18 protein-coding genes are annotated in these 17,832 nt (G+C 68.0%); 8 read left to right on the top strand and 10 right to left on the bottom strand.

The window, feature by feature from the left end:
• The first annotated feature begins 117 nt into the window (after positions 1–117).
• From MZC64_RS38305 to MZC64_RS38285, 5 genes are all read left to right on the top strand, one after another.
• Positions 118–897, top strand: a complete 780-nt coding sequence (locus MZC64_RS38305; RefSeq protein WP_247764579.1) for an SAM-dependent methyltransferase — start codon at positions 118–120, stop codon at positions 895–897.
• Positions 898–1,126: 229 nt separating this feature from the next.
• Positions 1,127–1,810 carry a dihydrofolate reductase family protein gene (locus tag MZC64_RS38300; protein ID WP_247764578.1) on the top strand — a complete coding sequence of 228 codons (684 nt, stop codon included), beginning with the start codon at positions 1,127–1,129 and terminating at the stop codon, positions 1,808–1,810.
• Positions 1,811–2,107: 297 nt separating this feature from the next.
• A complete protein-coding gene (locus tag MZC64_RS38295) occupies positions 2,108–2,359 on the top strand; it encodes a hypothetical protein (protein ID WP_247764577.1) in 252 nt (83 codons plus the stop codon).
• Positions 2,360–2,365: 6 nt separating this feature from the next.
• Positions 2,366–3,145: a DddA-like double-stranded DNA deaminase toxin gene (locus MZC64_RS38290; protein ID WP_247764576.1), complete on the top strand. Its 780-nt coding sequence runs from the start codon at positions 2,366–2,368 to the stop codon at positions 3,143–3,145.
• On the top strand, positions 3,142–3,621 hold the full coding sequence (locus MZC64_RS38285) for an Imm1 family immunity protein (protein ID WP_247764575.1): 480 nt from the start codon (positions 3,142–3,144) through the stop codon (positions 3,619–3,621). The genes MZC64_RS38290 and MZC64_RS38285 overlap by 4 nt, the downstream gene beginning before the upstream one ends.
• A 237-nt stretch (positions 3,622–3,858) precedes the next feature.
• On the opposite strand, the gene MZC64_RS38280 is transcribed toward MZC64_RS38285, so the two are convergent.
• From MZC64_RS38280 to MZC64_RS38265, 4 genes are all read right to left on the bottom strand, one after another.
• Positions 3,859–4,875 (bottom strand): hypothetical protein, encoded by a 1,017-nt coding sequence (locus MZC64_RS38280; RefSeq protein ID WP_247764574.1) that lies wholly within the window; start codon positions 4,873–4,875, stop codon positions 3,859–3,861.
• Positions 4,872–8,045 (bottom strand): NB-ARC domain-containing protein, encoded by a 3,174-nt coding sequence (locus MZC64_RS38275; protein WP_247764573.1) that lies wholly within the window; start codon positions 8,043–8,045, stop codon positions 4,872–4,874. The genes MZC64_RS38280 and MZC64_RS38275 overlap by 4 nt, the downstream gene beginning before the upstream one ends.
• Before the next feature lie 396 nt (positions 8,046–8,441).
• On the bottom strand, positions 8,442–8,741 hold the full coding sequence (locus MZC64_RS38270) for a hypothetical protein (RefSeq protein ID WP_247764572.1): 300 nt from the start codon (positions 8,739–8,741) through the stop codon (positions 8,442–8,444).
• A 62-nt stretch (positions 8,742–8,803) separates the two neighbouring features.
• Positions 8,804–9,484: a hypothetical protein gene (locus MZC64_RS38265; protein ID WP_247764571.1), complete on the bottom strand. Its 681-nt coding sequence runs from the start codon at positions 9,482–9,484 to the stop codon at positions 8,804–8,806.
• A gap of 365 nt (positions 9,485–9,849) precedes the next feature.
• On the opposite strand from MZC64_RS38265, the gene MZC64_RS38260 reads away from it, so the two are divergent.
• Positions 9,850–10,809: a hypothetical protein gene (locus tag MZC64_RS38260; RefSeq protein ID WP_247764570.1), complete on the top strand. Its 960-nt coding sequence runs from the start codon at positions 9,850–9,852 to the stop codon at positions 10,807–10,809.
• A 3-nt stretch (positions 10,810–10,812) separates the two neighbouring features.
• Here the strand turns inward: MZC64_RS38260 and MZC64_RS38255 are convergent, their stop codons facing one another.
• The 5 genes from MZC64_RS38255 to MZC64_RS38235 are packed head-to-tail and all read right to left on the bottom strand — an operon-like array spanning position 10,813 to position 15,674.
• Positions 10,813–11,685, bottom strand: coding sequence for a 1-aminocyclopropane-1-carboxylate deaminase/D-cysteine desulfhydrase (locus MZC64_RS38255; RefSeq protein ID WP_247764569.1), 873 nt, complete (start codon positions 11,683–11,685; stop codon positions 10,813–10,815).
• Between the two features lie 29 nt (positions 11,686–11,714).
• Positions 11,715–13,112 carry an NAD(P)/FAD-dependent oxidoreductase gene (locus MZC64_RS38250; RefSeq protein WP_247764568.1) on the bottom strand — a complete coding sequence of 466 codons (1,398 nt, stop codon included), beginning with the start codon at positions 13,110–13,112 and terminating at the stop codon, positions 11,715–11,717.
• A gap of 18 nt (positions 13,113–13,130) precedes the next feature.
• Complete coding sequence (locus MZC64_RS38245; protein WP_247764567.1) at positions 13,131–14,396, bottom strand: MAB_1171c family putative transporter; 1,266 nt, start codon at positions 14,394–14,396, stop codon at positions 13,131–13,133.
• A 1-nt stretch (position 14,397) separates the two neighbouring features.
• Positions 14,398–14,943, bottom strand: a complete 546-nt coding sequence (locus MZC64_RS38240; protein WP_247764566.1) for a hypothetical protein — start codon at positions 14,941–14,943, stop codon at positions 14,398–14,400.
• On the bottom strand, positions 14,940–15,674 hold the full coding sequence (locus MZC64_RS38235; protein WP_247764565.1) for a helix-turn-helix transcriptional regulator: 735 nt from the start codon (positions 15,672–15,674) through the stop codon (positions 14,940–14,942). Before MZC64_RS38235 ends, MZC64_RS38240 begins: the two co-directional genes overlap by 4 nt.
• 307 nt (positions 15,675–15,981) lie before the next feature.
• On the opposite strand from MZC64_RS38235, the gene MZC64_RS38230 reads away from it, so the two are divergent.
• A complete protein-coding gene (locus MZC64_RS38230) occupies positions 15,982–16,605 on the top strand; it encodes a GGDEF domain-containing protein (RefSeq protein WP_247764564.1) in 624 nt (207 codons plus the stop codon).
• 99 nt (positions 16,606–16,704) lie between these two features.
• The gene (locus MZC64_RS38225; protein ID WP_247764563.1) at positions 16,705–17,043 is read left to right on the top strand and encodes a helix-turn-helix domain-containing protein; all 339 of its coding nucleotides are present in this window, start codon (positions 16,705–16,707) and stop codon (positions 17,041–17,043) included.
• Positions 17,044–17,060: 17 nt separating this feature from the next.
• On the opposite strand, the gene MZC64_RS38220 is transcribed toward MZC64_RS38225, so the two are convergent.
• Positions 17,061–17,654, bottom strand: coding sequence for a hypothetical protein (locus MZC64_RS38220; protein ID WP_247764562.1), 594 nt, complete (start codon positions 17,652–17,654; stop codon positions 17,061–17,063).
• Positions 17,655–17,832 lie beyond the last annotated feature (178 nt).

Raw genomic sequence — 17,832 nt, 5'->3', positions numbered from 1 at the left:
ACGGCCGCTGATCCGTGGCTGGATGTGACGAAACCCGGTGTGGGTTGCCCCCATCCAGCCGAAGCCGATCCAGCCGCCCATCACCTATGATGATCATGGTAGGAGAGGAGCCTGTCGGTGGATGACGACTTACCCCAGTCCGACACCTCCGCGACCCATCACCTGCAGTTTCCCAGCCCTGCCCGGATCTACGACTACCTCGCAGGCGGGAGTTTCCACACCCCGTTGGACCGGCTGGAAGCCCTGCGCATAGAGAACGTGCTGCCGTGCGCACCTGCACTGACCAGAGCCCATCGGCGCTTCTTGCTCACCTCGATCCAGACCATGCTTGATGCTGGCATCGAGCAGTTCCTCGACCTCGGGGCCGGTCTGCCCACCGCAGGCTCGGCGACGGACTTCCTCGCCCGCTGCGGCCGCACCGTGCGCATCGTCGGGGTCGACAACGAAGCCGCCACCACCGCTGAAGCGCGGCGCCTGGCCCCGGCCCATCTCCAGGTGGTCCACGCCGACCTCGTCGCCGCCGACATCGTCTTGAGGGAGGCCTCAGCAGCTGGTCTGGACCTGGCCCGCCCAGTCGGCCTCCTGGCCGTCGACGTGCTGCACGCAGTCACCAAACCACAAGCGCTGGCCACGGCCTTGGGTATCTACCGGAGCGGCTGTGCAGAAGGCAGCATGCTGGCGGTGTCGGTGCTCAGCGATATCAGCGCCACTCATGACCTCCAGCCGTTCTTGGAATTTCGGCTGGCTGAAGGCCAGGCTGTCCGTCCCTACGCCGCCGACGTGCTGCGCGAGATTCTGGGCGCCTGGGCCCCCGCAGCCACGGTGACTGCACTGGAAGAGGAAGCTGACCTGCCTGCATTTGAGTCGGTCCTTGCCCGCGGAGCTGAGACCACGTAAAGCGAGCTGCGGAAACTGCCCCAGCGACGGTCAGCAGGCGCTCTGGCGCGGAGCGGGCAGGAGACCTCGACGGTGCGTTCCAGGCACAGCACGAGGTGGCGGCCATCTGGCGAGCGTGCGGCGAGCAAGACCCCGAACTGCATGGGCCGTCTTAGCGGCGTGAAGCGGCACGACTGCGCCGGAAACTCTACCGGGCAGGCTGTTACAAAGAGGCACTGAATGGTCGGGGGTGAACGAGCGGGTGCAGCGATCCTTCGTGGTGTACAAGTACGCCGCGACCATGGACGGGCGGATCGCCGCCGCGGACAGCACCAGCCAGTGGATCACCAGCCCGCACAGCCGACGCGAATTTCATCTGCTGCGCGCTGGTTGCCAGGCCACCGTGGTCGGCTCGGGAACCCAGCAGGCCGACAACCCCAACCTCGCGGTGCGCGGCAACGACGACCCGCGGTTGGACCTGTCGATGATCGAACCCGCCAACCAGCCGTTGCGGGTGATCGTGGACTCCAACGCACGCACGCCGGTGGACGCCACGGTGCTGAACAACGCAGCGCCGACCCTCATCGCGGTGGGCGAGGACGCCGACGCCACGCATCTGGAAGGTCGAGCCGAACTGCTGCGACTGCCTCGTACTGGGCGCGGTCTTGATGTTCGTGCTCTTCTGGCCGGGTTGTACGAGCACGGCGTGCAGGCCGTGTTCCTTGAGGGTGGGCCAACTTTGGCCGGTTCGTTTGTCGCCGCGGGCGTGATCGATCGGGTGATCAACTACGTGGCGCCCGCGTTGCTCGGCGCGGGGAAGCCTGGTCTCGGAGACGCGGGCATCACCACCATGGCCGACATCGTGCGCCTGGAAGTCGTGCGGGTCGACATGAGCGCACCGCACGTCCGCATCATCGCCCGCCCGCAGCGGTAGCAGCGCCGCGTTCACTCGGTCGGGCGAGGCCACCGGCTTCACCTCAAGCTCGGCGTATGCCCGACTACCCTGGATGACTGGGCCGATCCATCCCCCCGGATAGGCCCACCTGGGGAACGCTGGTCCACCTCCTCCCCCCTGGTGGACCAGCGTCCCCACCCACGACAGAACATCGTCAGGTAGGCGTCGGTTCCGGGACGCGTAGTTCCTCACGGCGTCCTGACCGTGCTGCCGACGGCAGCACGCCTGTCGGCCCCCGATGCCACCATGAGGTGAACCGAGCATCGGGGGACTCGCATGTCAGCAGAAGAGCTTGCCGTCGCGTACCTGACCATCGCGGGCGATGCGGACGCGCTGCCGCTCGCTGACCACCGGGCTGCGGTCGAGCGGGCGTTGGGCGGAATCGCCGCCGCGCTCACGAGCAGCGACCACCCCGACGTCCACGCCGCCAAGGCAGCGGCTGAGAACCTGCTCGCGGCGCTGGAAAGGGCACAGAACGCGTTCGCCGCGGCCGGCGATGACCTGCGGACCGCGGCACAAGGGGTGTGACTCGCCGTGTCCGAGGGTGCGGTCATTGAGCAACTGCGCGCCGCCGTGGCCGAGCTGCCGGAAGCCGGGATCATCGGCTGCCAGGACGAAGCGGACCGGCTGCGCGACCACCTCGCGCGCATCGGAGTGTCGTCCGCGTGCACGTTCGTCGAATCCGCCGCCGGGTGGCTCGCCGCGGGCAACGAGGCGTTGAAGGACGCGCTTGCCTTCGCCGGTCAGGTGCGCGCCCACGTCGAGAGTTGGATCAACCGGCCAGCACTCGGAACAGCGCCTCTGTCGGCTGGAGCGACGTCCGTTCAGGTGGTGACGAAGCCGACCGTGGTGCCTCCGGTCGACCCGGCGGCGAAGTGGGCGAGTGATCCGCGGCCAGCGCCGGAAGTCATGGCCGATGCTGTTCGGTCGTTGCCACCGCGGACCGACGATCAAGGGCCGACGCAGGGGGTGTGGATCGATCCCCACGAGCGGACCGCGCGCACGGAACGAAGCGGCGAGTTCGACCAGCAGGCCGCCGCCGCGGTTCTGGCCAAGCTCGGGATCGGCCCGGAGGGTGCCGCGCTCGCGGTCACCGCCCACGTCGAGATCAAGGTTGCCGCCAAGATGCACGAGAGCGCCGAGACCCGCGAGGTCCACCTGGCCATCAACAACGCCGACGGACCGTGCGGTGGCCCGTACAGCTGCGACCGCATCGCGCCCCGCGTCCTGCAACCGGGCCAGCGCCTGACCGTGTACTGGCCGGACGGCGATACGATCCGCAGTGCTACCTACCGGGGCCGGGAGCCGAAATGACTGCTGAGGCCATCGTTCACGCCCACATGGCGCCTGAGCGCGAGCCGTTTCTCATCCGCACCGCGGCTGACGTCGATCACTTCTTCGACCGCGCCATCACGCTGATACGCGACCGCGGACGAGGGCCGCAGCTCGCTCAGCTGAGCTACATGACCGGGGTTGGCGAGGACGAGTTCCCCGCTGAGGAGTTCTACGTCGGGTTCGACGTCGAGCGGAACCTGTGCGCGCTGTCCTACCTCGGCCCGCAACCACACGGCAAGTGGTTCAGCTTCCAGACATGCGATGCTCCGACCGACCGGGCCGGGACCTTTCAGTACGCCTATTGGGGGACGCCGAGCGAGTTTCCCGCCGACAGCGGCGTGCCGGTGGAGAACGCCAAGGCAGCCGTCGTCGAGTTCCTGACAACCGGTGGGGCGCGGCCGACCGCGGTCCAGTGGCAGCCAAAGCCCGACCCGGCCACAGCGGGAGCACGGTGAAGACGCCGGGTTCATCCCGATGACCGGTGCGAAGGTGCCGGTAACGAGGTGACTGGCCACAGCAGCAGGCCGCAGTCCTTGCAGGGCCAGTACTTTCTGCCGGTGGCCGGATCGTGGCGGGGAATGTCGGCCAGCTCGCACCAGTCACCGGTGACCGAACACTTCTCCTCCGCCCCGCGCGGGCGGTCCAAGGGCGTCACGTCGGCTCGATTGAGGGTGAGGTGGCGTTGCGGAGTGTCACAGGCTGGCCGTCCCTGGGTATCCGCCGGGTGAGGACGGCTGCCTACTTGAGCTGGAGGACCGGCCGGCCTCGCTGGCGATGTGGCTGCTGCCGCCGTCGGCCCACAGCTGGTTGCAGGTCTTCGCGGTGTTTGCGCGGTGCTCGCCGGTCAGCGGCGGGCTGGTGTGGGGCTTGAGCACCCGCAGGTAGCGGCCGATGGCGGATGTCTCGTGCCCGAGGATGTGGGCAACCTCGGTGGTGGTGAAATGCCGTTGGTGACGCAGATGCCAGGCCGTCAGCGCCACTCGCACCTGGTCTTCGCGGGACAGCTGGGCGGGGCGGTTCTTAGTGCTGAACACCGTGACCTCGACCAGGCGCCGCGCTCTGAGAGCGGAGGCGGTGGGCCGGTACGGGTTCGGGTCCACGGTCGGGGAACCGGGCGGGCACGTCTCGGCACGGGGAGAGGTGCCTGCTTCGCTGGCCGCCTCGTCGGCGGTCACCCCGCGCTGATGCTGGCGCAGAACCAGAGCCTGGTCGTCCGGTCTGGAGCGCCCTGAACTCGGGAACGGAAGCGCTCGGCGGGACTTGCTACGGCTCTTGGGCAGAGTGGCTTCGTGGTGGGCGACCTGCTTCCATGCTTCCCGCTCGCACGTGGTGACCGTGCCGAGGTCGAACGGGTCGGGAAACTGTTGGCGGGCCTGGGCCTTCTCCTCATCGCTCCACTGGTTGGGGTCCTCCTTCAAGCACTGCCGGAGGGTGGGCCGGGAACGCCCGGTGATGCGCGCGAGGTCACTGAGGCTCATCGTGGTGTACCGCTGGTGGAGCCACAGCACGGCCGCGATCCGCCGCGGTCCGGCCAGCCAGGTCCATGTCCGCCGTGGTGGATCGGTGCGGGTGACTCTGAGTAGGTGGTTGACCGCCTTGGGGGCCAGGCCAAGCTTCTCGCCGATCTCTCGGCCGGTGAGCCCGTTGTCCCACAAGCGTCCGATCTCCTCAGCGCGTGACTCAGCGGCCCGGAGCTGGGTGGTCCTCACCAGCCCTCCAGCGGCTTGAGCGCGGTGCGGATCTGCTCGTTGTCGGTCTCAGCGGGGAGCAAGGCCAGCGCGGCGTTACGGGAGGCGATGGCCTGCCGCCGGATGTTGCACATCCCCGACGCCAGTGCGTGGGCGGCGTGCACCGTGGCCAGCAGGATGGCGTGGTCGAGGTGGTGGAGCAGGGTGGCGGCGTGCTCCAGTAACGTGATGGCGCGGTCCAGGCGCCGCTGGCCAGCGAAGAGCGCCGCGGCCGAGAGCAGCACCAGGGCCTTGTCGACCGCGGAGTGCAGCAGCTCCTCGGCAGCGGTGAAGGCCGCCACCGCTTCCTCGTCCCGGCCGGTCGCGGCCAGGAGGGTGCCGAGCACCCAGGTGTGCTGGCCCTGGGGGCGTTGCTTACCGGCCTGGCGCGCCTGCTCCATCACCAAGCGGTGCAGGGCTTCGGCGACGTCCTGGTCGGCATGGTGAGTGCTGGCAGTCCGCATCGCCGAGTCCAGCAGCTTGCCCAGCTTCCACAGCTTGTTGCCGGGCAGGGACAGTCGGTGGGCCTCATGGAGGTGCCGTTCCGCTTCGCCGGTGAGGGTGCTGCGATCGCAGGCAGGGACGGCGCGGAGGCCGCAGAGGGTGAGGATGCTCAAGGTGACCAGCAGGTCGGCTTGGAGCAGCCGGTACCGTGCCGCCTTGCTCCGGGGCAGCTTGCCGAGGGCTTCCCGAATGCAGGTGATCGCCATCGTCAGCACGGTCATCGCCTCGGGCACACCGCCGTGGTGCAAACACAATCGGCCCAGCGCGCCCGCGGCCATCCAGACCAGCGACAGGTCGCCGCGGTCGGTGGCCGCGACCGCGACCTGGGTGATCACGATGCGTTCGGCTTCCAGCCAGTCGTAGGCGGGGAGGCGGTCGAAGCGGCGGTTCGGCTCGATCGCCACGGTCGGCCACTGCGACCGGGGTAGCCACTGGCGCAGGTTCTCGCGGTCCCCGACCGCGTGCTGGCCGGCGACCGCGGCTTCGTAGGCGGCCTGGGTGATGCCGCGGCGGATGACCGCCTCGCACTCCGCGAGCCCGAGAGTGGTGTAGGCGCGCTGGTGCATCACCACGGACAGGGCCTCCGGGATGCGGTAGTGCCCTTCGACGCCGTGGGTGAGCAACCCGCGGTCGGCCAGCTCCTCCAGCAGGCGCCCGGCGTCCTCGGCGCTGGAGCTGCCGAGGGCGGCTGCGGCGATCGACCAGGTCAGTGTGGTCAAGGGCAGGACCGAAAGCCTGTGGTAGGCCCGTACAGTCTCCTGTGGCAGCCAGGAGCAGGCCACGGTGACTGCGGCCTCGATCGCGGAAGGGTCTCCGGTCAGGGCGCTCTTCAACGCGGTGGCGGCGGTGGCCAAGGGCGTGGACGGCTGGAGGGCGAGGCCGGCCGCGAGGATCTGCAGCGCGGCGGGGTTACCCGCGCAGCCAGCCGCGATCCGTTGGGCGTCGGGGCGTTCGCCGTCCACGCGCTGCGGGCCCAGGGTGTTGGCCAGCAGCCCGGTCGCCGAGGCGGTGTCCAGCGCGTCCAGGGAGATTGCGATCTGGCCCGCGCACAGCGTGGGGACGGGTTCGCGGCTGGTGATGAGGACCATGCTGTGGGGCGAGGCGGGCAGCAGGTAGCCGAGGTCCGCGGTGTCGACCACGTCGTCCAGCACCAGCAACAGCCGCTTGCCCGCGGTGGCCCAGCAGAACAGCGCGTGTTTGGCCGAGAGCGTCCCGGCGGCGTCGATCTCGGTGACCGGCACCGCCAAGGCGCGCAGGAAGTTGTCCAGGGCGATGCTGGTGGTCACCTCCGGGGCAAGCGCGCCGTGGTTGAGCACCGCGTAGAGGCAGCCGTCAGCGAAGCGGGTGGTGTCCCGGCCGCGCAGGTAAGCCCATCGGTGGGCCAGAGCGGATTTCCCGGTGCCCGCCGGGCCGGAGATGCCGACCACCATGGGCCCGGTCACGGTGACGGTCTCCCCGGCCGCGGTCAGGCGCGCCAGTTCGTCCTCGCGGCCGACCAGGACAGAGAACGCCCCGGGCGGTGGTACGCGGGCGAGGGCGGGTGGTGTGGGAGATGCTGGGGTGGGGCGGGTCGAGGCATCGAGTCGCCGTAGGCCGGCCAGCATGGCCGCCGAGGGCAGCCGGGCGGGCAACTCCAGCACCTCCTGCACCAGGCGCGCCGACGGCGTCCCCGGCGTGACCAGGTCGAGTGCTCCGGCGCGCTCGAACTCCGCTTCGGCGCGTTGGCCGAGTTCGTGGTGAGCGATCGACTTCATCGACTTGGCCACCGCCAGGTACCGCCGATAGCCCAGGTTCTCCAACCGGCGGACCGCGGTGGCCGCGTCTGGCAGGCCCAGATCAGCACGGCCCTGGAGCAGTGCCAGGCGGCACAGCGCGGTGAACACCCGCCCCTGCCCGAGGTCGTCCCCGGCCGCGGCCAGCAGCTCCAGCGCGTCGAAGAGGTGCTTCTGGGCGATCCGGTACTCACCCCGTTGCGCGAGGATCTCGGCCAGCAGCACGGTGTGCTCTCCCTGGCGCCGCTCGTCCTTGAGCACCCGGGCGAGGGTGATCGCATCTACCACGGTGTGCTGGGCTGCCTCCAGGTCACCGGCACGCAGGCTTGTCAGGCTGGACACGCTTAGGGCGACTGCTTCGGCTGTGCGGGCGTCCGCGGTGTCCCCGGCCTGTTCGATCGTGTAGAAGGCGCGGGCGGTCTCGGCGTTGATGAGTTGCAGCGCGGCGGCGTCTGGTCCGGAGTCGAGCAACAGCATCGTCAGGCGAAGCCGCAGTCGACTTTCGCCCAGCCAGTTCCGGTCGCGGCGCGCGGCCTCGATTGCCCGCTGAAGCAGGTATGCCTCGACCGGGCCGCAGTCGAAGTGCGGCAACACCTGCTCGCCGAGCGCCTCGGCCAGCTCGACCGCCAGCTGGTGGTTGTTGTTCCCGGCCGCCACCGTCACGGCCGCGGTCAGCAGCGGACGCAATTGCCGCAGGGAGTTCAGCGCGGTGGCGCAGGTGGCTGCGCGCTCGGCCGCTGCCGATGCCGAGTGCCGCCGGGGCATGGGACGTAGGGCATTGTTGGCGGAGCGGGTGGCTTCGAGAACCGCGGCCAGGTCTCGATTCGTCCACAGTGGACTGAAGTCGAGTTCGAGTTGGCTGGTGGTGCTGTGCATGACGGTGCCCTCATGATGATGTGGTTGCGTTCCAACGGGATGCGGAGTTGCCGCGTTATGCACACCGATCCTGGTGATTGCGTGCGACTCGATCTTCAGGAACAACCGGAATGGGACCCCGGTGTTCAGGAGCGAGTACGGGCTTGGTCACCCAGCTGCCATCCGGGCGGTTCGCCGTGGCACCGACCGTTCGCACGTAGCGCAAGTGGTCGAGACGGAGGGCGGTGAACCGCCCGATGCGCTCCCTGACCAGCAAGCTCATCGTCTGGACTGCGGGGCCGGCCTGCCAGCACAGCACGTAGCATCCGAGGTGCTTGTCGAACCGTGCGATGACGGGGGTGCCTGCGCTCTCGCTCAGGCAGGTCGCCAATGCTCGGGAATGTCGTGCTCGCAAACTCATGCTGAACCTCCCGGAAGTCCACAAAGGACTCCAACGGTGGAGCCGAAGCCGGTCGCGATCATGGCCAGGACGAAAGCATCGCTCCGGGGCGAATCCCGGTACCCCCTGACAGGACAACGGCGCAGCAGCTCGAACACCGCGAGCAGCCACACTGCGCCGAGCGCTCCGAGCAGAAGGGCGCCGAGCAGGTCGCCGACCGCGGAGGATGCCAGGATGGTGGGGCCGTCGGCGGTCACGAGTGCCGCGACCAACAGCAGGTCGATCCAGTCGCCGATGCAGGCCAGCACGTAGGACAACGGCCCGCGACGATCCGGAGGCGGTAGCCGGATACCTTGGCGTCCTTGGGCTTGATGGCTTCTCATCCCCGACCCCCTGCGGCGGCTGCTTCCAGGGCGGTGGTGTCGTTCAGGTCGGCCGTGGCCGCCCACTCGACCGCAGTACCGATCGGTACCAGGAAACGGAAACGTTCTGGTCCGAGGTCGCGAGGGTGCTCGGCGTTCCAGGAGTTCGGCAGGCGCACCACGATGGACGCTCCGACGCTCGGCAACGTCAGCGAGGTGAGCCAGGGCTCGCGTATGAGCGTGAGCGAGGGCTCGACGGCGCCCGAGAGCTGAACTCCCCATCGCCATCCCTGTGTTTGCAGGATCGGGCCGTAGAAGTCGACAAGGTCAGGGTCAGTGTTTCCGGGCACCGCGACCCGGAGGCAGTCCAAGCAGGGTCGTCCGCGGAAGTTCGGCTGGATCTGGACCTCATGGAGCTGGCACGCCTGGCTGTGTGTTCCCTTGCACAGCAACGGGAACTGCCTCGGGTGCGGGTCGTGTTCCGGTGTCCTCCTGCGGCGGACCAGATGCACGTCCATCCGTGTGCCAGGATCCGAGCTGTACAACACCTGAACGAAGAACCAGGTTTCGAGGCCGAAAACGGTCTCGTCACCGCGGTCCAAGTGTCCACCGCGAACTGGAGAGGGGACTTCCGACTGAAACAGTGGGCCGTCGAGCTGGTGCTGCACGTTGGCGGGCAAGGGATTCGCGTTGGTCATCGCACACCTCCCGGCCGTGTCTGTCCACCATGGACAAGTGGTCTCTGGGCGGCGCCTGCTCGGTCAGGGAGCGACCACCTGCGAGGGCGGTCATGCCTGTTGGGCTCGTAGGTTCAGCGATCCGGTGGAGCGGGGCCTGGTTCAAGAAAACCCCAGGTTGGACCCGCGATGAACCCGACAAAACCGTGATCTTGTGGAACAATTGTTCCCGGTTGAACGGGGAGAAACTGCGGGTGTGGTGTCTGCCGCTACCGTCCGGGTTCCCGGTAGACCGAAGGGAGGCCACGATGGGCGAGCCGGTCCGCAGTGTGCGCCAGGCGCAACGCCAACTGTCCGCCGAACAGCGGGCGTTGCACAAGACCTGGGTGGAGATCGCCGAGCTGTTCCGCGAGCGGTACGAAGTCAACATGCGGGTCGCACTGCGACTCGTGCACGGCTGGAGCCAACGGCAGGCCGCCAACGAGTGGAACGACCGCTGGCCGGACGATCCCAAGTCGGACAAGAACTTCTCGTACTGGGAGCAGTGGCCCGCGCCCACAGGCCATGCGCCGTCGCTCGACGTGCTCGGCAAGCTGGCCAAGTTGTACCAGTGCCGCCTCGCGGACCTGGTGATCGACTGCGCCGACTTCCGCCAGGCCGACTCGGTCTTCCGCAGCAGCCAGGACCTGATGGTCGCCAGTCATGAGGTCGCCCAGCCCGCCGGGGTGATGGCCTTGGTGGAGAGGGTGGAGACCAGCAGCGTCCAGCAGCTCGCGGAGATGGTGACGAGCTGGGTGCACGCTGGTGACGGACCGACGATCAGCCGTCGGAACCTGTTGCTGAAGGTGAGCGCCGGCCTGAGCCTGGCTGCGTCTGGCTCGGCCCTGGCCGACACAGCGTCAGCAGAGGCGCAGCCAGCCGAGTCCGTACCGACGAACATCCAGCCGCTGACCGGCATCTGGCACAGCCGCTACATCTACCCGAGCACCGGCCGCGGTTCCGACTTCGTGGGCGAGCACTACGTGGTGTTGCGGCAGCACGGTGCGCGGCTGGTGGCGCAGAGCCTGCCGCACTCCGCCGGATCGGAGCTTCGCATCGAACTCAATGTCGACGCCGCGGTGGCGACGGGCACCTGGCGAGAGCGAACTTCGTTGACGGGGTACTACCGCGGGGTGGTCTACCACGGCACGCTCCAGATGGTGGTGGATCAGCCCCGGCGCCGGATGCGAGGTATGTGGCTGGGATTTGGCAGGGACTTCACCATCAACAGCGGCCAGTGGGAACTGGACTGGTGCCAGGACGACGTTTCCAAGGCGGCACAACGAATCTACGAGCGCAAGGCGTAGCCGTCATCCGGTAATGACCGCAACGACCCGGGTTCCGGGCGCGAACCGGCCGCGGTCGATCAGGGTGAAGACGCCGTAGAGCATCTTCGCGACATACACCCAGTCGAGCTGGATGCCGTGGCGCGCCTGGAAATCGGCGATGAAGTCAGCCAGCTCCGGCTTGCGCTTGGCGAAGCCGCCGAAGTGGAACTCGGTCTCGATCAGCCAGTTGCCGCTGGTCGAGCCGAAGGCGTCGTGTTGAAGCTGGTCCACGTCGGAGTTGAGGAAGTCACCGCCCTTGAGCGCCGCGAAGCCGAGAGCGCGCTGCCCCTGCTGCAGGCCGTGGGCGATGCCGGCCAGGGTGCCGCCGGTGCCGACCGCGCAGCAGATGACGTTGAACGGGATGGTGATCTCGGCCGGCAGTTCGGCGCAGCCCTTCAGCGCCAAGGCGTTGCTGCCGCCCTCCGGCACCAGGTAGAAGTCGCCGAGCTCCTCGTGCAGGCGTTGGAGCACTACGGGGTCGGTCTTGTTGCGGTAGGTCTGGCGGTCGAGGTAGGTCAGGGTCATACCGTGGCCGCCGGCCTGGGCGAGGGTGTCGTTGAGCGGCAGGTGTTCCTCGCCGCGGATCACACCGATGGTCTCGAAGCCGAAGTGGCTGCCCGCGGCGGCGGTCGCGGAGACGTGGTTGGAGAAGGCGCCGCCGAAGGTGAGCAGCCGTTTGAATCCCTGTTCCTTGGCTGCGGTGATGTTGTGCTGGAGCTTGCGCCACTTGTTGCCGCGGAGTTCGGGGTGGATGAGGTCGTCCCGCTTGAGGTACAGCTCAACACCGCGACGCTGGGCGCGCTCGTCGTGCAGTTCGACGAGTGGAGACGGCAGGCGCAGGTCTGGCAGCGACATATGGACAACCTAGATGTCAGGCTGATCGGTCATCTCGCCGCCGGTTCCAGGACGCGGAGTTCCTCCTCGGTGAACGGCGGGGAGTTCAGGCCGGGCTTGTGCGGCGTCCGCAGCGCGTGGAGCAGGATGCTCGGTCGCAGCATGTGGGTCGCCGGCGCGGCCAGGGTGAACACGTCGATCTGTGCCTCGGCGATCGTGGCGTTGTTCATCGCTTTCCGGCCCAGCCAGTCCTGGAACGCGTACTGCATCCGGGCTGCGCGGCCGGGACGTGGGCAGTCGGTCTGGGGGTAGCGGACATCCTGGGTGGTGGCCATGGTCCAGGCGTCGTCGGCCGCGGCGGCGATCGACCGCTGGATCTGCTGGGTGCCGCCCGCACCGTGCTGGGCGAGTCCGTCCCGGAGTGCGATGGCGGCGCGGGCGGCCACGGTCAGCCCGTGGCCGTACACCGGGTTGAAGGTCGCGTAGGCGTCGCCCATGACCGCCAGGTTGCGCGGCCACTGAGGCAGCCGCTCGAAGTAGAAGCGCCGGTTGGCGTGGGCGCGGAACCCGAAGGCAGGACCGAGTGGTTCGGCCGCGGCGATCAGCTTGGCGAGGGTGGGGTCCGGCAGGCCGGCGGCGAAGGCGTGCTGGCCCTCCTCGTCCAGGGTGGGCTGGGAGCCGGTGGCGCCGGACAGGGTGACGGTCCACTGTCCGTCCTCGATCGGGACGAGGACGCCGGAGCGGCGGGATCTGGTGGTGATCACCGGGTTGGCCTGGATGTTCACCGCGGGGAAGTCGTGCTCGGCGCCGGCGGGGGCGCGGAAGAGCCTGGTGGTGTAGAAGATGCCGGGGTCCACGATCACCTGGCGCACTGCGGGCAGGCCGAGTTCGGTCAGCCAGTCCACGGCCTGAGAGCTGCGGCCGGTGGTGTCGACCACGAAGTCCGCGGACAGCTCGATGACCTCGCCGGTGGCCCGGTCTTTGCACCGGGCGCCGGTGACCGCGGTCGCGTTCCCGGTCAGGCCGAGGACGTCGGTAGCTTCGACGAAGCGGAGCTGGTCGCCGCGGGGCAGGCGGGACCGGATGGTCCATTCGAGCAGGCGCCTGCTGCTGCCGATGATGAACTGGGTGCCGGGGCGGCGGTGAAACCAGCCGTAGGGGGTCAGGGCCAGGAATCGGTCGGGCAGGCCGATTCTCTGTGCGCCGGCGGCCAGCAGCTCCTCGATCACTCCGGGCATGAGGTCGTCCAGGGCGCGGGCGCCGCCGGAGACCAAGGTGTGGGTGTGGCGTGCGTGCGGGGTGCCCTTGCGGTGGGTGGGCTCGTCGGTGAAGCGGTCGCGGTCGACGACCGTGACGGTGTCGGCGACCTGGGTGAGCACGTACGCCGCGAGGGTTCCGGCGAAGCCGCCGCCGAGCACAAGGGCGTGTCGGGTCCGAGGTGTCGGCATGGTGGTTCCTTCGCTAGATCAAGGCGATGTGACCACGCTGGCGGGTACCGGCTCAGTGAGGCCCGGGATGGCCGCGAGTGCGTCGTGGACACGGCGGTCGTGGAACACCGAGGCGATGCTCAGCAGATAGGCGCGTTCGGAGGCGAACGCGTGGTGGGCGGGTTCGGTGGCTCCGTGTACTGGCCGGGCTGACGCGTCGACACTGGGGTTGCCTCGCCGGTAGGTGGCCAGGGCGGCCTGGATCTCCGCGGCCTCCTGCAACGACAGCACCCGGGTCCTGGTGAGCCCAGTGGTGTCGAGTCGCTCGCTGATCGCGGCGGCGACCGGTGCGGCGCGGTAGGGCTGGAGCACCTGGAGCCAGTCGTTGATCTCGATCATCCGCCAGAGCAACCGCAAGTCGAACTGGAACCGGTCGGCGACCGATCGGTACGGGTGGACCATCGCGGTGTCGATCGGCAGGAGCGCCTGCCACAGGGGGCGCAACCGGCGGTAGGCCCGGTAGGCGGCGGGATAGCCGGCGAGCCGCTGCAGGCTGCCGGGCAGCTTGGGGCCCCACACCGGGATGGACATGCCCACGATCACCAGCGGGGCAGACAGGATGTTCAACGTCGGCCCGACCTTGGTGCTCAGCAGACTCCAGTCGAGATCGAACCAGGTGGCGATGATCGACACGAAAGTCACCGCGCCGAACCCGACCGCGACGAGGAAGCCTGCCGCAGTGAAGCGCAGCCCGCGGCGCAACCACACCCGGCCGACCGTGGTCTGCTCGGTCGACCACTTCCAGCACATGTAGGCCAGGCTGACCATGCCCACGGTGTAGGAGAGGAAGTGCAGCGCCATCTGCTCGCCGAAGAACGGTGCGGCCGGATAGACGACCAGGAACTCCAGGTGCAGGTCGGCCGGCGGGCCGCCGAGGATGAACAGCGTCACCTGGGCCACGGCGATCACACCGTAGATCGCGATGATCCAGCGCGCGATCCGCCAGGCCCGATCCGGGGAATGCCGCCAGTACAACAACATCGTCTGACCGGAGGCAACCCACGCCATCGTGGTCACGCCCAGGACGATGACCGACAGGCTGGGAATCCCGGTGAGCCAGTTGAGGTTCACCCCCACGATGGGCACGGCGACCAGGAACCCGGCGGCGACGAAAATTCCGGAGGTGCACACCGGAAGGATCGCGGGACGCTGTTCGGGCGGCGCCGCGATCCAGGAGCGGAACTTGTGCACCACGAGCACCACAGTGCCTGCGGCGCAAAGGAAGTAGAAGATTCCGGAGATCATGTCAGCCTCGTTCCCCCGCGAAGCCCAGCGAGTACCAGACCCGGGTCGCACCGTCGCTGCCGGTTGGTTCGAACGGTTCGATCGGTTGCTGGCCGGCCCAGTCCAGGACGTCCCGCATGAGGACTCCGGCGACCGCTTCGGCCTCCTCCTCGTTCCCGGGCGTCAACGCGGTCCGCCTGGCGACGATGTTGAACAGGCCCGGCGGGAGGTTGGTGCCGACCAGCTGCCTGCCTTCCTCCGCAGTGAGGTGAACGGGCTCGTGCTCACAGATCATGTGGGCCAGTTCGTGCAGCAGGATGAACAACCGGTGCGTCCAGCTGCGGGCCGTGGTGACCATGATGATGTTGACGCCGCTGGGCAGTTGCGCCCAGTACCCGCTGAGCCCACGAGCTTCGAGGTTGTCGAACTTGAGCTGGATCGATTGGCGCAGCCGCTTGCCCACGACGTCGCACAGCTTGAGGCAGATTTCGGCCGTGTTGGCGGAGCGGTCCAGGTCCATCTCCTGGACCAGCCCTCTGCGTAGCTCCTTGAGCTGCTGGCGGTTCACCGTTCCTCCTCGGCCGGCTCCTGCACGGTGCGCGAGGGCCGGGCCAGGATCTCCTCGATCGCGTCCTCAGCTTCCGGCCTAAGTGCCTTGACCAAGGTCCGCATGATCTCGTTGCGCACGTCCTCGGTGAGTTCGGAAGCGCGCGTGGCGAGCGCACTCACCCCGAGTTCGGTCATCGTGCGGTGGAACCGCAGTTCACTGTTGATCCGCTGGGCCAGTTCCGCGTCGAGGAAGTACGTCGGTTCGAGGTAGAAGACCTCGGCCAGCATGACCACGTGCCGCAACCGGGGGTTGGTGTTCTTGCCGTTGCGGAGATCGATGATCGTGCTCGGCGAGATCGTCCAGTTCGTGTCGCCGCGGTCCTTACCCCGATCGCGAACCGCGGCGACCACCGCGTCCAGCGTCATCTCGCCTTTGCCGGGGGGACGTGCCAAGTCGAACAGGGTGTTCAGCCTGTCGCGGAAGGAGACCTGGGGCAGGCTCTCGGGGGCGCGGTCACGTCGACCGCCCACGAAGTAGGCCGGGTGGACCTCGAAGAACGTTGCCAGCGACTCGACCGTGCCAAGCGTTGGCTCGCGCTGGCCTTTGCGTAGCTGCGCGATGTAGCTGTGGCTCACGTCGATCGCCGCGGCCAGGCTGACGTTGGACAGCTGCCGACCGTTGGCGGACTCGGTCTCGGCGCACAGCTGATTCAGGACAGCCGGAAACTGTGGCTGACCACGCTCGGTCACGACGTCACCTCCCAGGCCGACGGTCGCTCACCTGGCCTCCTATCAAACGCTTGTACTCGGTCGGTGGCGATACCCCATTCGGGTCCACTTGAGTACAAGGTCTCCAGACTGTGCTTATGCTGCCAATCTCGACAATCCCGCCGAAATGAAGATCATTTACTCAGAACAGTTTCAGGGAGGGGCAGCGGTGCGTACGACGCGAACAGCGGCCACGCTCGGAGACCGAGCTGCGGCCGAAGACCGCGACAGGCACGCCGAGTTACCGGCACCGCGTCCACGGCGTAGCGACGATCAGTCGGCTGCCGCGGTGGATGAGGAACAGGCTGTCGGAGCGTGTTGCCGGACCTGCGGTCAGGCGGTTGGGAGCGCGGGCGTCGACTTCGTGACGAGGTTGCCGGATCGGTGGGGCTGGGACACCGCGGCTTCGCGGCTTGTCGCCGAAGCCGCAGCGCAGGGGGAAGCGCTCGTGCTACTGATGTTGGACATCGACGACTTCAAGGCGGTGAACGACCACCATGGCCACCCGGCGGGGGACGTGGTGCTCGGCGCCGTCGCCGACGTGCTTCGAGGCGCCATCGGACCGCGGGACGTGCTCGCCCGGTACGGCGGTGATGAGTTCCTCGCGTTGTGCCTGGTGGCGGACGCGCACGAGGCGATCCGGGTCGCCCACCGCCTCGGGCAGCTGGTGCGCGACCTGAGCGTCGTCACCAGGGGCGCGCCGCCGGAGGACTCTGCGGTGCGAATTTCCGTGAAAGTTGCGGTTGGGGCCGCCGCGTTCCGACCAACGCGGGACGGGCGCGTTATCTCTCTTCTTGCAGCGGCGGTCCGGCACGCGGACGGCGCGCTGCTGGAGGCGAAGGGAGCTGACGAGGACCGTGAGTGCCTGGTGTTCCTCGGTCCCATGGCGGGAGGTGAGTTCGCGATCGTGTGAACTCAGGCCCGGCAGGGAGGGGCCGAGCTTGTTTTCGGGGAAGCGGGATCCGGTATCGCCAGCGCAGCGGTGGTATCGGGTCTCAGGACGGGGAGAATGATGGCCGGCGACGAGATCAACTGGGGCGAAGCGCAGGAGGCGCTTCGAGTTACCCGCATGGACTGGGCAGTACCAGTGCTTGTGGCCTTGGCCAAAGGTCCACAAACCTGGACAGGCTTGCGTGCGCGGGTCCAACAGGGCGGTATGAAGACCGGCCGGGCTCTGTACGACAAGGCGTACAACCGAACCTTGGACGCCATGGTGAAAGGAGGACTCATCACCCGACAGGAGACGGGCGGATTTCCGCGCACGGTGACTTACCGGGCGACCAGCAAAGCAGCTGGCGTGCTGGTCGCCTTGAGATCGTACGATGACTGGTCGCAAAATCACAAAGCGTAGTGATGGGATCGGTTCGATCAGCACGAACTGACGTCGTCGATCGTCACTTTGGTCACCTTCCACTCGCCATCAGTATTCCGCACGACCGCAGAGGTATGCCGCCGCCCAGCGGGCCGGTTCTCGGCAACGCCGCCTCTCGCCTTGTACTTGCGCCACGTGGTCGTGTCTACGCAATCGACGATGTCGGCCTCGATGGGCACTTCCGGAATCCGGACCGCGGCCACCTTCGGTGATAACGTCGGCTGTCCCAGGGTGACCAGGCCGGCGATCGAGTCGTTGTACAGCATGCCGCGCAGCGTGGTCAGCGCCTGACCGGTCGCATGGCTAGCCAGGCCGTTGACCTGGTGGTTGCTGCTCGCGGCGGCGATGGTGAGCTGGTGCCACATGCCGCGGTACGCATCCAGTGCGGCGCGAACCGCATCTGAATCTTTGACGGGCGAAGTCGAGGTCGGCGCTGCAGCGGATGTCTGCGAGCTGGGCGAGAAGCTCCGGTTCAGGATCGCGGTGTCTTCGGCCGGTTGTTTGATCGCGCCGCACCCGGACACCGCGACCATGACGCCTGCGACGATTACTGCCAGAAGAATGGGCGAGTTGGGTCGAGTTGACGGCATGATCTCTCCTCCTTGTTTTGTTCTCTACCTCTGATATCAGTGCGGGGGTACCGGACCGCAAGGTGCGTAGCGCCGGACACTTCTGTCCGTACGAGGTGTTTTGTTCGACCGGCGTCCCCCGATCGGGTATTTGGCCGGTACGGACACAAGTGTCCGGTCGTACGTACCTTGCGGTCCG

Origin of the sequence: Crossiella sp. S99.2, from assembly GCF_023094165.1 — a bacterium.
Taxonomy (GTDB): domain Bacteria; phylum Actinomycetota; class Actinomycetes; order Mycobacteriales; family Pseudonocardiaceae; genus Crossiella.
Note: the sequence above shows the minus strand (reverse complement) of the source record. Positions and strands in the feature narration are given on the sequence as shown.

What these genes read in the sequence shown, in the direction of transcription:
- MZC64_RS38275 (WP_247764573.1), bottom strand. Translation starts at nt 8,045, where the DNA reads ATGCACAGCACCACCAGCCAACTCGAACTCGACTTCAGTCCACTGTGG.
- MZC64_RS38285 (WP_247764575.1), top strand. Translation starts at nt 3,142, where the DNA reads ATGACTGCTGAGGCCATCGTTCACGCCCACATGGCGCCTGAGCGCGAG.
- MZC64_RS38295 (WP_247764577.1), top strand. Translation starts at nt 2,108, where the DNA reads ATGTCAGCAGAAGAGCTTGCCGTCGCGTACCTGACCATCGCGGGCGAT.
- MZC64_RS38255 (WP_247764569.1), bottom strand. Translation starts at nt 11,685, where the DNA reads ATGTCGCTGCCAGACCTGCGCCTGCCGTCTCCACTCGTCGAACTGCAC.
- MZC64_RS38265 (WP_247764571.1), bottom strand. Translation starts at nt 9,484, where the DNA reads ATGACCAACGCGAATCCCTTGCCCGCCAACGTGCAGCACCAGCTCGAC.
- MZC64_RS38245 (WP_247764567.1), bottom strand. Translation starts at nt 14,396, where the DNA reads ATGATCTCCGGAATCTTCTACTTCCTTTGCGCCGCAGGCACTGTGGTG.
- MZC64_RS38250 (WP_247764568.1), bottom strand. Translation starts at nt 13,112, where the DNA reads ATGCCGACACCTCGGACCCGACACGCCCTTGTGCTCGGCGGCGGCTTC.
- MZC64_RS38225 (WP_247764563.1), top strand. Translation starts at nt 16,705, where the DNA reads ATGGCCGGCGACGAGATCAACTGGGGCGAAGCGCAGGAGGCGCTTCGA.
- MZC64_RS38220 (WP_247764562.1), bottom strand. Translation starts at nt 17,654, where the DNA reads ATGCCGTCAACTCGACCCAACTCGCCCATTCTTCTGGCAGTAATCGTC.